Origin of the sequence: Burkholderia sp. 9775_39 (assembly GCF_015712225.1) — a bacterium.
GTDB classification, from domain to species: domain Bacteria; phylum Pseudomonadota; class Gammaproteobacteria; order Burkholderiales; family Burkholderiaceae; genus Burkholderia; species Burkholderia cenocepacia.
On the sequence record NZ_JACCQC010000004.1, the window covers coordinates 35,647 to 48,319 of the forward strand.

Below are 12,673 nucleotides of genomic sequence, written 5' to 3' on the forward strand. Positions count from 1 at the left end.
GTTCGAGTTACCGTTTATGACCCGTCCTGTCCGTACCCGCTTCGCGCCGAGTCCCACCGGCTTCATCCACCTCGGCAACATCCGCTCCGCACTCTATCCGTGGGCGTTCGCCCGCAAGATGAAAGGCACGTTCGTGCTGCGCATCGAGGATACCGACGTCGAGCGCTCGTCGCAGGAAGCGGTCGATGCGATCCTCGAAGGGATGCAATGGCTCGGGCTGGATTTCGACGAAGGCCCGATCTACCAGATGCAGCGGATGGATCGCTATCGCGAAGTGCTCGCGCAGATGCTCGAGAAGGGTCTCGCCTATCCGTGCTACATGTCGGCCGAGGAACTCGACGCGCTGCGCGAACGCCAGCGCGAAGCCGGCCTGAAGCCGCGCTACGACGGTACGTGGCGTCCGGAGCCCGGCAAGGTGCTGCCGGAGCCGCCGGCCGGCGTGAAGCCGGTGCTGCGCTTCCGCAATCCGCTGACGGGCACGGTCGTGTGGGACGACGCGGTGAAGGGGCGTGTCGAGATCTCGAACGAGGAACTCGACGACCTCGTGATCGCGCGCCCGGACGGCACGCCGATCTACAACTTCTGCGTGGTGGTGGACGACATGGACATGGGCATCACGCACGTGATCCGTGGCGACGACCACGTGAACAACACGCCGCGCCAGATCAACATCCTGAATGCGCTCGGCGGCGAGCCGCCCGTCTATGCGCACCTGCCGACCGTGCTGAACGAGCAGGGCGAGAAGATGAGCAAGCGGCATGGCGCGATGAGCGTGATGGCGTACCGCGACGCGGGCTTCCTGCCGGAAGCCGTCGTCAACTATCTCGCGCGTCTCGGCTGGTCGCACGGTGACGCCGAGATCTTCTCGCGCGAGCAGTTCGTCGAATGGTTCGATCTCGAGCATCTCGGCAAGTCGCCCGCGCAGTACGACCACAGCAAGCTGAGCTGGCTGAACGCGCATTACATCAAGGAAGCCGACAACGCGCGCCTTGCCGAACTCGCGAAGCCGTTCCTCGACGCACTCGGCATCGACGACGCGGCGATCGCGACGGGCCCCGCGCTCGACGCGGTGGTCGGCCTGATGAAGGATCGTGCGACGACGGTCAAGGAGATCGCGGAAGGCGCGACGATGTTCTACCGCGTGCCGGCGCCCGAGGCCGATGCGCTCGCGCAGCACGTGACCGATGCGGTGCGCCCGGCGCTGGCCGATCTCGTCGCCGCGCTGAAGGCGGCCGACTGGACGAAGGAAGCAGTATCCGCGGCGTTGAAGGCGACGCTCGCCGCACACAAGCTGAAGATGCCGCAGCTCGCGATGCCGGTGCGCCTGCTGGTGGCGGGCACGACGCACACGCCGTCGATCGACGCGGTGCTCGTGCTGTTCGGTCGCGACGTCGTGGTGTCGCGCATCGAGGCCGCGCTGGCCTGACGTTCGTGCGTGCGCGAAGCCGTCCGCGCATGCGCGCGCGGCGGCTTCGCAAAAAATTTCGTGCGAATCGTAAAAAGGGTATTTACAAGTTCGAAATCGGTCCATATAATCTCATTTCTGTTCTGCAAGGGGGTATAGCTCAGCTGGGAGAGCGCTTGCATGGCATGCAAGAGGTCAGCGGTTCGATCCCGCTTACCTCCACCAACAGAACAAACCGAATTGATTGGCGAAGCAGTGGTAGTAATAAATGCTTCACAAAATGATTCAAAGCAGTTAGAATTTCGGCCTTCGCTGTTGACCAGAAGTGAATAGCGAAAGTCAGACAAATCTGAAAAGATTTTGTCCCCTTCGTCTAGAGGCCTAGGACATCACCCTTTCACGGTGAGTACAGGGGTTCGAATCCCCTAGGGGACGCCAGATTCAGCGGCGTTTCGTAGAAGTGTCGCGAGGCCTGCAGGAACGTAACCGACGTCCTGCAGGTTGGGTAAGAAAGCTGGAGCGGTAGTTCAGTCGGTTAGAATACCGGCCTGTCACGCCGGGGGTCGCGGGTTCGAGTCCCGTCCGCTCCGCCAGAACGAAGCCCGTTCAAGACGTTTTTGAGCGGGCTTTTGTATTAAAGATGTAAGCAGTACGTTGTCCCCTTCGTCTAGAGGCCTAGGACATCACCCTTTCACGGTGAGTACAGGGGTTCGAATCCCCTAGGGGACGCCAGATTCAGCGGCGTTTCGTAGAAGTGTCGCAACGCGTGCAGGAACGTGACGAGATCCTGCAGGCGATGGTGCAGAAAGCTGGAGCGGTAGTTCAGTTGGTTAGAATACCGGCCTGTCACGCCGGGGGTCGCGGGTTCGAGCCCCGTCCGCTCCGCCAGAACGAAGCCCGTTCAAAAAGCGTTTTTGAACGGGCTTTCTCGTTAAAGATGTAAGCAGTACGTTGTCCCCTTCGTCTAGAGGCCTAGGACATCACCCTTTCACGGTGAGTACAGGGGTTCGAATCCCCTAGGGGACGCCAGATTTCGGCGTCGTTCGAACAAACGACGCGCCGGCAGGAAGTAACCGACGCCTGCCAGGCAAGCAGCAAGACTGGAGCGGTAGTTCAGTCGGTTAGAATACCGGCCTGTCACGCCGGGGGTCGCGGGTTCGAGTCCCGTCCGCTCCGCCAGAAAATGAAGAAGCCCGCCTTGTGCGGGCTTTTTCATTTGCATCGTGCGTCGTGCCTTCCGTTCGCCCCTCACCACGCGTGCTACATCGCGCACCGCGTCCTACGAGAAATTCGCGATTGCATCCGCACGCGACTGCGCTATCGTGGCGGGATGCGTTTCTGACTCCTGCGCGATGCTCGATCCGACCGACCTGCGACTCCTGTATCAGCTCCGGCCCGCGGAGCCCGGCGATTTTCCGTATGCCGAAGCGTTGACGCACGGCAACATGGGCGGCTACTACAAGCGCCATGGGCTCGTGTGGCGCAGCGACCTGTTCTATGCGAGCTGGCGCGAATCCGAGAACTTCATCCTCGAGGCCGACGGCGAGCGCATCGGCGTGCTGCGCGTGACCGAGGAGGGCGATTCGCTGCACATCCGCGACGTGCAGATCGCGGCCGGCCATCGCGGCCAGGGCGCCGGCACCTACATGCTCGAGATGTCGCATCGTTGGGCACGGGCGCGCGGTCTGCATGAACTGCAGTTGCGCGTATTCGTCGACAACCCTGCCGCGCGTCTGTACCTGCGCATGGGCTACCAGGTCACCGGGCCGCGGCTCGCGCAGCTCGGCTCGATCCGTCATATGGTGCGGCCGGTCTGACGATCCGGCACGCCACGGCGCGCATTCAGCGCATCGTGTCGAGCGCGCCGTCGTCGTCGTCCGGCGTCTCGTTATCCGCGACGCTGCCTTCCGGGCCGCGATGCTCGTAGCCGCGCAGCATGAACGCGCGCGGGCTTTCGCCGAAGGCCCGGCGGAACATGGCCGAGAACGCGCTCTGGCTCTGGTAGCCGAGCTCGCGCGCGATATGCGACAGCGGACGCCCCTGGTTCAGCAGCGGAATCGCCCGCGCCAGCAGCGCCTGCTGGCGCCACTGCGAAAAGCTCACGCCCAGTTCCTGCTTGAAGAGCCGCGATATCGTGCGCGTGCTCGCGCCGACCTCGCTCGCCCAGTGTTCGAGCGACTCCGCATGCGCGGGATGCGCGAGTACCGATTCGCACAGCAGGCGCAGCCGTTTCTCGTCGGGCATCGGCACCGCGAGCGGCAGCGGCTCGGCATGACTCAGTTCGTCGAGCACGAGCCCGCACAGCAGGCGCTCGCGCGCGGTGCTCAGGTCGCGTGCGTCGAGTGCGACGATCAGTTCGCGCAGCAACCCCGTCACCTCGACGACGCGGCATGCATCGAGCCCGTCCGGCACGATCGACTCGTCGATATACAGCGTGCGCAAATAGGCCTCTTCGACGATCACGACCTCGTGCGTCACGTGCGGCGGCACCCAGATCGCGCGGGACGGCGGCACCATCCAGGTCGTGCCGGTCGTCGCGACGCGCAGCACGCCGCGCGACGCGTATGCGAGCTGCGCCCACGCATGCGTGTGCAGCGGGATGCGGCGGCCGGCATCGACCTGCCGCGCGCGCACACGCATCGGATGGACGGCGGTCGGCGCGAATTCCGGCGGGATGTCGATGACGTCGTACGGTTTCGATACGTCGGCTGGGGCGGGCGGATTCATGAACGGTTCGGGCGGCGCGGCGGCGATGCCGTTATTTTAGAAGGCGCAGCGCAAGCGCATGCGGCGGTTTTCGGGCCATCATGCCGGGTGCAAATGAACTTTGTGTGGGCCTTGGCGCATGCGGGGCGGCTCCCCACGTCGGCGCGCGCCGACGGTTCGAACCATCGGGCCGGTATCGGGGTCTATCGATGCGTGCGCCATGTCGGGCCCATCGCGCGCCGATCGCACGCAAATACGGCAACACACGAATCGAAGAGGAGAACCACGATGCGCCACGTATTCGTCTATGGCACCTTGAGAGCCGGACAGGCCAACGACATCGGCCATGCGGCCGCCCGCCACGGCATCGCCGCGCCGACGCTGCTGGGCGCGGCCGCGCTGCCGGGCGAACTGTACGATTTCGGCACGTATCCGGGCATGATCGCCGGGCCGGCCGGCAAGTCGCTGGTGTGGGGCGACGTCTACGAGGTCGACGAGCAGCTCGTCCCGGTGCTCGACGAGATCGAGCGCGTGTATCCGGGCGTCGACTCGCTGTTCAAGCCGGAAGAGGTGATCGTCGAGCTCGGCGGCCGGCAATATGCCTGCCTGTATTATCCGGTCGCCGCACATGCGGCAGCCGGGCGTCCGCGCATCGCGTCGGGCGACTGGGTTCAGCACCGGCGCGAGCAGGAAGCCGCCTGAGCGCGCCTGCCGGCGGCGGTTGAATTCGCCACACAAGAAAAAAAGCGCCCCGCGGGGCGCTTTTTTCATGCCGTCACCGCGTGCGAGCGGCGGCACGGCGTGGGCCGGCCGTCGAGCGCATCGGACAGGCGCGTCAGATTTCCTCGTACAGCGGCAGCGTCAGGAATTCGGTGAAGCCTTCCGACGTCGACATCTGCTCGAAGATCGCCGCGGCGCGTTCGTACGGCTGCGTGTTGCCGCCGACCGCGCGCTTCACGTTGTCGAGCTCGATCTTCGCGAATTCACGCACGAGTTCGGCCGTGACCTTGCGGCCGTCGTCGAGCACGCCCTTCGGCGAACGGATCCACTGCCACACCTGCGAGCGGGAAATCTCGGCCGTCGCCGCATCTTCCATCAGGTTGTGGATCGGCACGCAGCCGTTGCCGTCGAGCCATGCGCCGAGGTAGTGAATCCCGACGTTGATGTTGTTGCGCAGGCCGGCTTCGGTGATCGGCGCTTCCGGCTGGAAGTCGAGCAGGTTCTTGCCTTCGACCTGCACGTCGTCGCGCTGCTTCGCGATCTGGTTCGGCTTGTCGCCGAGCACCTTGACGAACTCTTCCATCGCGATCGGCACGAGGCCCGGGTGCGCGACCCAGCCGCCGTCGTAGCCGTCGGTCGCGTCGCGCTGCTTGTCCGAGCGCACGCCGCCCATCGCCTTGTCGTTCGCTTCCGGATCGTTCTTGATCGGGATCAGCGCGCTCATCCCGCCGATCGCCGGCGCGTTGCGCTTGTGGCAGGTCTTCAGCAGCAGCAGCGCGTACGCCCGCATGAACGGCACCGTCATCGTGATCTTCGAGCGGTCGGCCAGGCAGAAGTCGCGGTCGTTCTTGAACTTCTTGATCGCCGAGAAGATGTAGTCCCAGCGGCCGGCGTTCAGGCCCGAGCTGTGTTCGCGCAGTTCGTACAGGATCTCGTCCATCTCGAACGCGGCGAGGATCGTCTCGATCAGCACCGTCGCGCGGATCGTGCCGCGCGGCACGCCGACCGCTTCCTGCGCGGCGACGAAGATGTCGTTCCACAGGCGCGCCTCGAGATGGCTTTCCATCTTCGGCAGGTAGAAGTACGGGCCCGACCCGCGCGCGAGCAGTTCCTTCGCGTTGTGGAACAGGAACAGCGCGAAATCGAAGATGCCGCCGGACACGCGCTGGCCGTCGACCGTCACGTGCTTTTCGTCGAGGTGCCAGCCGCGCGGACGCACGATCAGCGTCGCGACCTTGTCGTTCAGCTTGTACGACTTGCCGTTCTGTTCGAGCGAGATCGTGCGGCGGACCGCGTCCTTCAGGTTGATCTGGCCGTCGATCTGGTTCGTCCAGCTCGGCGCGTTCGAATCCTCGAAGTCCGTCATGTACGAATCGGCGCCCGAGTTCAGCGCGTTGATGATCATCTTGCGCTCGACGGGGCCCGTGATCTCGACCCGGCGGCATTGCAGGTCCGCCGGCAGCGGCGCGACCTTCCAGTCGCCTTCGCGAATCGCCTTCGTCTCGGCCAGGAAGTCGGGGCGCTCGCCCGCGTCCAGGCGTTTCGTCCGCTCGACGCGCGCCTGCAGCAGCGCCTGGCGGCGGGGCTCGAACGTGCGGTGCAGCGCCGCGACGAGTGCCAGCGCGTCGGGCGTCAGGATGGCTTCGTAACCCGGCTTGATTTCGCCGGTGATCGTCATGCCTTGCGGCAGCGTGATCGGGGTGCTCATGAGTCTCATCTCCTTGGTCGGTCAGTTGCGGTTTCGGTGAAGGGGGAAGGCGGCAGCTGCGAGCGTCATGCACCCGGGCCGGGGCGCGTGCGGTTCGCAGGTTTGCCGGACGGAGCCGGGGTGGCGAGGAAGGCGAGCAGGTCGGCCATGCCGGTGCCCGTGCCGTCGGGCGGCGCGCCGAGTTCCTCGGCGGGCGCGCCCGTGCGGTTGAGCCAGAACGTCGTGTAGCCGAACCAGGTGGCGCCGGCGACGTCCCACGCGTTCGACGACACGAACACGATGCCGCGCCGGTTCGCCCCGAACGCGGCGGTGCCGAGCGCGTAGGCGGCCGGGCTCGGCTTGTACGCGCGCACGGTGTCGGCTGACAGCACGCGATCGAACAGCCCGGACATGCCGGCGCTCTTGATCGCGATGTCGAGCATCTGCGGGGTGCCGTTGGACAGGATCGCGAGCGGCGGGCGCGGTTCGAGCGCGCGCAGCTTGCGCAACGCGGGCACCGTGTCGGGATAGGTCGACAGGCACGCGTATTCGTCCATCAAGCGCTTCTCGGCCGCGCTGTTCAGCGCGAGCCCGAGCCGGCGCGCGGCGAACCGCAGCGCATCGAGCGTGATGTCCCGGAACGGGCGGTAGCGGGCGCCGGCCGGATCGGCGAGCGTGCGCAACTGCGAGTATTCGATCTGCTTGCGTCGCCACAGCTGCGACAACCGTTCCCCGTGACCGGGAAACATCTGCTCTGCCGCGGCCAGCACGGCACGCACGTCGAACAACGTGCCGAAAGCGTCGAAGAGAATGGCGTCGGGAGAGGAGAGTGTCGTTGTGGCCGACATAGCCTTGCGCTCCAGTTTCAGAGGTCGGGTCGATTCTATTCGTGATCGAAGGTGCTAAAAAAGACGCTAATCATCACTTGATCTTTTACTTTCATATACCTAATCTTGAGCGGCTCACGCTATTTGAAGGGCGGCGATGCCGTCGCCGAGAGTCATGGACCGGTTCAAACAGATCGAAACGTTCGCCGCGGTCGCGGCGAAAGGCAGCCTGTCGGCGGCGGCGCATGCGGAAGGCGTCGCGCCGGCGATCATCGGGCGCCGCCTCGACGCGCTCGAGGAGCGGCTCGGCGTCAAGCTGCTGGTGCGCACGACGCGCAAGCTCACGCTGACGTTCGAGGGCTCGGCATTCCTCGAGGATTGCCAGCGCATCATCAACGACATGCAGAACGCGGAAGCGAGCGTGTCCGCCGGCGGCGTCAAGGCGAGCGGCCACCTGCGGATTTCCGCGCCGGCCGGCTTCGGCCGCCGGCACGTCGCACCGCTCGTGCCCGAATTCAGCGTCGGGCACCCGGACGTGTCGGTCACGCTCGACCTGTCCGACCGGATGGTCGATCTCGTCAACGAAGGGTTCGATTGCGCGGTGCGGCTCGGCGAGTTGCCCGACTCGTCGCTGGTGTCGCTGAAGCTCGGCGAGAATCGCCGCGTGTGCGTCGCGTCTCCCGCATATCTCGCGCGGCGCGGCACGCCGGTCACGCTCGCGGAACTGGCGCGGCACAACTGCCTGGCCCTGGCGGCGAACGCGAACCAGCAGCGCGGCTGGGCGTTCCAGGAGGACGACAAGGTCGTGTCGATCCGCGTGAACGGCACGATGGAATGCTCGGACGGCGCGGTGCTGCACGAGTGGTGCCTCGCAGGCCATGGCCTCGCGTGGCGCTCGTGGTGGGAAGTCGGCGAGGACATCGCGGCCGGGCGGCTCGTCAGCGTGCTCGACGCGTTCGCCGCGCCGCCGATCGGCATCCACGCGGTGTTTCCGCAGCGCCGGCATCTGCCGCTGCGGGTGCGCCTGTTTCTCGATTACCTGAAGCATACGTACGAGCGGCCCGGTTATTGGGGCGAATAGGCGGGGGCGGCGCGCGCCCGCGTGTTTCCGATATGAGGGCGAACCCGCTGGCGGTGCGGCTGGCGCGATTTCGCACACTACAATCGTAAGAGGCATGCGCGTCGTGTCGCGGCCGGCTCGGCTGGAGCCGCGGCGCGCGGCGTGCGATTGACGAAGGAGGGCGCGATGTTCCGGCACATCCTCGTTCCAACCGACGGTTCCGAACTGTCGCAGAAGGCGATCGACGGTGCGATCGACCTGGCTCGTGCGGTCAGCGCGCGCGTGACGGCCTACGCGTGCCTGCCGCAATATCCGTACTCGCCGTTTTCCGAAGTGATCATCGAGCCGCCCGCCGATTTCCGCGCGCGCAGCGAGCGCGAGGCGCGTGCGCATCTCGACGAGGTGGAAGCGGCCGCGCAGGCGGCCGGGGTCGAGTGCGACACGTGGACGAGCGTGCACCCGTCGCCGTATCTCGGCATCATCGAGGCGGCCGAACGCGGGGGGTGCGACGTGATCTTCATGGCGTCCCACGGACGCCGCGGGCTCGGCAGCCTGTTGATCGGCAGCGAGACGCAGCGCGTGCTGACCCATACGAAAATTCCGGTGATCGTCTATCGGTAGGGCAGCGCCGGCCGTGGCCAGGCGGGCTGCACCGTAGAAAAAGGGCGCGCCGGACGAAGCCGGCGCGCATCGTTGCTGGCGGCCCGCAGGCCGCGCGGCCGGTCGCGCGATCGGTGTCGCGCGCCTGCCGTCTCCTCCCTGATTGTTGTTCCGGTGGCCGATGCCGCGGCGGCGCGAGACGCGGCAGGCATCGGCGTCACGCCTGGGCGTGTTACGCGACCTTCTTGCCGTCGAAGAACTGTTCGTCCTCGGTCGACCCGTGCAGCGCGGTCGTCGACGCTTCGCGCTCGACCGTCTGCGTGACCGCGTCGAAGTAGCCCGTGCCGACCTCGCGCTGGTGCTTGACGGCCGTGAAGCCCTTGTCGGCGGCCGCGAACTCGGCCTGCTGCAGTTCGACGAATGCGCTCATCTGCGTGCGGGCATAGCCGTGCGCGAGGTTGAACATCGAGTAGTTCAGCGCATGGAAGCCGGCCAGCGTGATGAACTGGAACTTGTAGCCCATCGCGCCGAGCTCCTTCTGGAACTTCGCGATCGTCGCGTCGTCGAGGTTCTTCTTCCAGTTGAACGACGGCGAGCAGTTGTACGACAGCAGCTTGCCCGGGAACTGCTTGTGGATCGCTTCCGCGAACTTCTTCGCGTACTCGAGATCCGGCTTGCCGGTTTCGCACCAGATCAGGTCGGCGTACGGTGCGTACGCGAGGCCGCGCGAGATCGCCTGTTCGAGGCCCGGCTTCGTGCGGAAGAAGCCTTCGACCGTGCGCTCGCCGGTCAGGAACGGCTTGTCGTTGTCGTCGACGTCGGATGTGATCAGGTCGGCGGCTTCCGCGTCGGTGCGGGCCACCAGCACGGTCGGCGTACCCATCACGTCAGCCGCGAGACGCGCGGCCGACAGCTTCGCGACGGCTTCGCGCGTCGGCACGAGCACCTTGCCGCCCATGTGGCCGCACTTCTTCACCGACGCGAGCTGGTCCTCGAAGTGAACGCCCGACGCACCGGCCTCGATCATCGCCTTCATCAGTTCGAACGCGTTGAGCACGCCGCCGAAACCGGCTTCCGCATCGGCGACGATCGGCGCGAAGAAATCGACGTAGCCTTCGTCGCCCGGATTCTTGCCTTCCGACCACTGGATCTGGTCGGCGCGCGTGAGCGTGTTGTTGATGCGCTTGACGACGAGCGGCACCGAGTTCGCCGGGTACAGCGACTGGTCCGGGTACATTTCGCCCGCGACGTTCGCGTCGCCGGCGACTTGCCAGCCGGACAGGTAGATGGCCTTCAGGCCGGCCTTGACCTGCTGCATCGCCTGGTTGCCGGTCAGCGCGCCGAGTGCGTTGACGAACGGCTCGTTGTTGATGAGGTTCCACAGTTTTTCCGCGCCGCGCTTGGCCAGCGTGTGCTCGATCGGGATCGAGCCGCGCAGGCGGACCACGTCCTCGGCCAAGTAGCCGCGCTTGATGCCCTTCCAGCGCGGATCGGTTTCCCATTGCTGCTGCAGTTCCTGTGCCTGTTGCTGACGCGACATGATGAGCTCCTTGATGCGAGGTATGCGTGACGATCCGAATCCGACGGGGTGATGCTGTTCGCGAGGGAAGCGAGGCGTTCCGTTCCGCGAGGTCTTGTATAAGAGTCTAGGCAAATCGTCGGGAGCGAAACAAGGGCTATCGCGGGAAGTGTCGATTTTTTTAGTTGTTTTGAATCAATGGGTTGCTTGCATCATTTCGAGATAAGAAATGCATTTTCCTATCCCGCAATCACACGGGTTGTGCCGTGCAGCATGATTTTTTACGACACAAAAAAATTTCCCGCATCGTGAAATTTCGACAAGGCGAAAAAAAACCGGCGCGGATGCGCCGGTTGGCTGGATGGGCAGGGCGCCGATCCGCGGGGCGGCCGCAGGGCCGCCCGGGTGTGCTTACGATGCCGAATTGCTGCGGCGCGGGCCGCCGCTGCGTTGACCGTCGCGACGCGGGCCGCCGTCACGGCTGCCGCCCGGCTTGCCGCTCCAGCCGCCGCCATTGCCGCCGCCGTAGCTGCGGCCGTTGCCGTTGCCGCCATAACCGCCGCCCGGCTTGCCGCCGAAACGACGACCGCCGTTACCGCCGCCCGGACGGCCGCGGCCGCCGTTGCCGCCGTTACGCGGGGGCGCCTTGCGCGGCTCGAAACCTTCGATCACGTTGACCGGCAGCGGCGAGCGCACGAAGCGCTCGATGCGCTTGAGCGCGCCTTGCTCGGCGTGGTGCACGAGGCTCACCGCGATACCCGAACGGCCCGCGCGACCGGTACGGCCGATACGGTGCACGTAGTCTTCCGCGAACTTCGGCAGGTCGTAGTTGAACACGTGCGTGATGCCCGGGATGTCGATGCCGCGTGCCGCGACGTCGGTGGCCACCAGCACGCGCACGCGGCGCTCGCGCAGCGCACGGATCGTGCGGTTACGCGCGCCCTGCGGCAGGTCGCCGTGCAGCGCGGCCGATTCGAAGCCTGCGTCGGCAAGACGGCCGGCGAGCTGGTCGGCATCGATCTTGGTCGCCGTGAAGATGATCGCCTGGTCGAGCGCGTCGTCGCGCAGCAGGTGATCGAGCAGGCGATCCTTGTGATCGCGGTCGTCGACGTAATGGACGGTCTGCGCGATGTTCGCGCGCGATTCCAGGCGCTGCTGGATCTCGATGCGCTCGGGGTCCTTCAGCAGGCGGCTCGTCAGCGAACCGATCTTGCCGTCGAGCGTGGCCGAGAACAGCATCGTCTGGCGCGTGTCCGGCGTGGCGTCGACGATCGTTTCGATGTCTTCGATGAAGCCCATGTCGAGCATGCGGTCGGCTTCGTCGAGCACGAGCATCTTCAGTTCGGACAGGTCGATGCGGCCGCGCTCGAGGTGATCGAGCAGGCGGCCCGGCGTGGCAACCAGGATTTCCGGGTTCTTCGCGAGCAGCATCAGCTGCTGGCCGTACGCGACGCCGCCGAGGATGCTGACCGTGCGCAGGCGCTTCAGGTGCTTGCCGTACGTCGAGGCGGCCGTCGTGACCTGCATCGCGAGTTCGCGGGTCGGCGTCAGCACGAGCAGGCCCGGGCGCGCGACGGGTTGCGGGCGGCGCGCGCGGCGGTCGCCCTGGTTCGGTTCACGCGGCGCGCGCGGTTGCTGCGCCTGCGTCTTCTGGAGCTGCGCGAAACGTTCGATCGCGGGCAGCATGAATGCGGCGGTCTTGCCCGAACCGGTCGGGCTCGACACCAGCAGGTCGCGGCCGGCGATGCCGGCCGGAATCGCGCGCTGCTGGACCGGCGTCGGCTTCACGTAGCCGGCGGCCTGCAGCGCGGAGACGATCTCCGGCGACAACCCGAGCGACGCGAAGCTCGGCTCGTCCGACGCCGGTTCGACCGCGGCCGGTGCGGCGGCGTCGTCGAGACCGAGCGCCTGGTCGGCGATCGCGTTGAGCGGGCTGGAGTTGATGCTCGAAGTCATAACAATCCTTGAAACACAGTGGGTGAAACGTCGGCGCCAATCGCGCATACCCAAGTCGTCGGATTCAGCGAGCAAATCGGGAAACGGGTGCAATCCGCCGAACCGTCGGCGGATGAGGCATTAGAAGCTGTTTTGGGTGCGGCGCGCTTCAGGAGCGGGGCCGCCAGCCTAGTTGACGACCGCAAGGGTCGAA

Annotated in this window: 10 protein-coding genes and 7 tRNA genes; 12 read left to right on the forward strand and 5 right to left on the reverse strand. The window is 66.0% G+C overall.

Translation table 11 applies throughout. The features are described 5' to 3' along the window. Positions 1–16: 16 nt before the first annotated feature. From gltX to H0X90_RS06965, 9 genes are all read left to right on the forward strand, one after another. Positions 17–1,426, forward strand: coding sequence for a glutamate--tRNA ligase (gene gltX / locus H0X90_RS06925; protein WP_006481951.1), 1,410 nt, complete (start codon positions 17–19; stop codon positions 1,424–1,426). A gap of 128 nt (positions 1,427–1,554) precedes the next feature. After that, positions 1,555–1,630, forward strand: a tRNA-Ala gene (locus H0X90_RS06930). Positions 1,631–1,767: 137 nt separating this feature from the next. Further along, positions 1,768–1,843 (forward strand) — tRNA-Glu (locus H0X90_RS06935). A gap of 78 nt (positions 1,844–1,921) precedes the next feature. Then, positions 1,922–1,998 (forward strand) — tRNA-Asp (locus H0X90_RS06940). A 63-nt stretch (positions 1,999–2,061) separates the two neighbouring features. Further along, positions 2,062–2,137, forward strand: a tRNA-Glu gene (locus H0X90_RS06945). Between the two features lie 79 nt (positions 2,138–2,216). Beyond that, a tRNA-Asp gene (locus H0X90_RS06950) sits at positions 2,217–2,293 on the forward strand. Positions 2,294–2,358: 65 nt separating this feature from the next. Further along, positions 2,359–2,434: transfer RNA gene (locus H0X90_RS06955), tRNA-Glu, on the forward strand. A 73-nt stretch (positions 2,435–2,507) separates the two neighbouring features. Further along, a tRNA-Asp gene (locus tag H0X90_RS06960) sits at positions 2,508–2,584 on the forward strand. Positions 2,585–2,757: 173 nt separating this feature from the next. After that, positions 2,758–3,222, forward strand: coding sequence for a GNAT family N-acetyltransferase (locus H0X90_RS06965; RefSeq protein WP_006481948.1), 465 nt, complete (start codon positions 2,758–2,760; stop codon positions 3,220–3,222). Positions 3,223–3,247: 25 nt separating this feature from the next. On the opposite strand, the gene H0X90_RS06970 is transcribed toward H0X90_RS06965, so the two are convergent. After that, complete coding sequence (locus tag H0X90_RS06970) at positions 3,248–4,132, reverse strand: helix-turn-helix domain-containing protein (RefSeq protein ID WP_006481946.1); 885 nt, start codon at positions 4,130–4,132, stop codon at positions 3,248–3,250. Between the two features lie 267 nt (positions 4,133–4,399). Here H0X90_RS06970 and H0X90_RS06975 point away from each other — a divergent pair, with 267 nt between their 5' ends. Then, on the forward strand, positions 4,400–4,813 hold the full coding sequence (locus H0X90_RS06975; protein ID WP_006481949.1) for a gamma-glutamylcyclotransferase: 414 nt from the start codon (positions 4,400–4,402) through the stop codon (positions 4,811–4,813). 133 nt (positions 4,814–4,946) lie between these two features. Here the strand turns inward: H0X90_RS06975 and aceB are convergent, their stop codons facing one another. Both aceB and H0X90_RS06985 read right to left on the reverse strand, forming a co-directional pair. Then, positions 4,947–6,539, reverse strand: a complete 1,593-nt coding sequence (gene aceB / locus H0X90_RS06980; RefSeq protein ID WP_006481940.1) for a malate synthase A — start codon at positions 6,537–6,539, stop codon at positions 4,947–4,949. Positions 6,540–6,604: 65 nt separating this feature from the next. Continuing rightward, complete coding sequence (locus H0X90_RS06985) at positions 6,605–7,366, reverse strand: haloacid dehalogenase type II (RefSeq protein WP_006498665.1); 762 nt, start codon at positions 7,364–7,366, stop codon at positions 6,605–6,607. A 154-nt stretch (positions 7,367–7,520) separates the two neighbouring features. Here H0X90_RS06985 and H0X90_RS06990 point away from each other — a divergent pair, with 154 nt between their 5' ends. After that, positions 7,521–8,426, forward strand: coding sequence for a LysR family transcriptional regulator (locus tag H0X90_RS06990; RefSeq protein ID WP_006481938.1), 906 nt, complete (start codon positions 7,521–7,523; stop codon positions 8,424–8,426). 165 nt (positions 8,427–8,591) lie between these two features. Further along, positions 8,592–9,026 (forward strand): universal stress protein, encoded by a 435-nt coding sequence (locus tag H0X90_RS06995; RefSeq protein WP_006481942.1) that lies wholly within the window; start codon positions 8,592–8,594, stop codon positions 9,024–9,026. A 211-nt stretch (positions 9,027–9,237) separates the two neighbouring features. Here the strand turns inward: H0X90_RS06995 and aceA are convergent, their stop codons facing one another. Further along, positions 9,238–10,545 carry an isocitrate lyase gene (aceA, locus tag H0X90_RS07000; RefSeq protein WP_006498666.1) on the reverse strand — a complete coding sequence of 436 codons (1,308 nt, stop codon included), beginning with the start codon at positions 10,543–10,545 and terminating at the stop codon, positions 9,238–9,240. A gap of 390 nt (positions 10,546–10,935) precedes the next feature. Further along, positions 10,936–12,480 (reverse strand): DEAD/DEAH box helicase, encoded by a 1,545-nt coding sequence (locus H0X90_RS07005; RefSeq protein ID WP_006498667.1) that lies wholly within the window; start codon positions 12,478–12,480, stop codon positions 10,936–10,938. Positions 12,481–12,673: the final 193 nt, after the last annotated feature.

Excerpts from the sequence above, each read along its gene's own strand:
- aceB (WP_006481940.1), bottom strand. The coding sequence starts at position 6,539 with ATGAGCACCCCGATCACGCTGCCGCAAGGCATGACGATCACCGGCGAA.
- H0X90_RS07005 (WP_006498667.1), bottom strand. The coding sequence starts at position 12,480 with ATGACTTCGAGCATCAACTCCAGCCCGCTCAACGCGATCGCCGACCAG.
- H0X90_RS06985 (WP_006498665.1), bottom strand. The coding sequence starts at position 7,366 with ATGTCGGCCACAACGACACTCTCCTCTCCCGACGCCATTCTCTTCGAC.
- H0X90_RS06970 (WP_006481946.1), bottom strand. The coding sequence starts at position 4,132 with ATGAATCCGCCCGCCCCAGCCGACGTATCGAAACCGTACGACGTCATC.
- H0X90_RS06990 (WP_006481938.1), top strand. The coding sequence starts at position 7,521 with ATGGACCGGTTCAAACAGATCGAAACGTTCGCCGCGGTCGCGGCGAAA.
- H0X90_RS06965 (WP_006481948.1), top strand. The coding sequence starts at position 2,758 with ATGCTCGATCCGACCGACCTGCGACTCCTGTATCAGCTCCGGCCCGCG.
- aceA (WP_006498666.1), bottom strand. The coding sequence starts at position 10,545 with ATGTCGCGTCAGCAACAGGCACAGGAACTGCAGCAGCAATGGGAAACC.
- H0X90_RS06995 (WP_006481942.1), top strand. The coding sequence starts at position 8,592 with ATGTTCCGGCACATCCTCGTTCCAACCGACGGTTCCGAACTGTCGCAG.
- gltX (WP_006481951.1), top strand. The coding sequence starts at position 17 with ATGACCCGTCCTGTCCGTACCCGCTTCGCGCCGAGTCCCACCGGCTTC.
- H0X90_RS06975 (WP_006481949.1), top strand. The coding sequence starts at position 4,400 with ATGCGCCACGTATTCGTCTATGGCACCTTGAGAGCCGGACAGGCCAAC.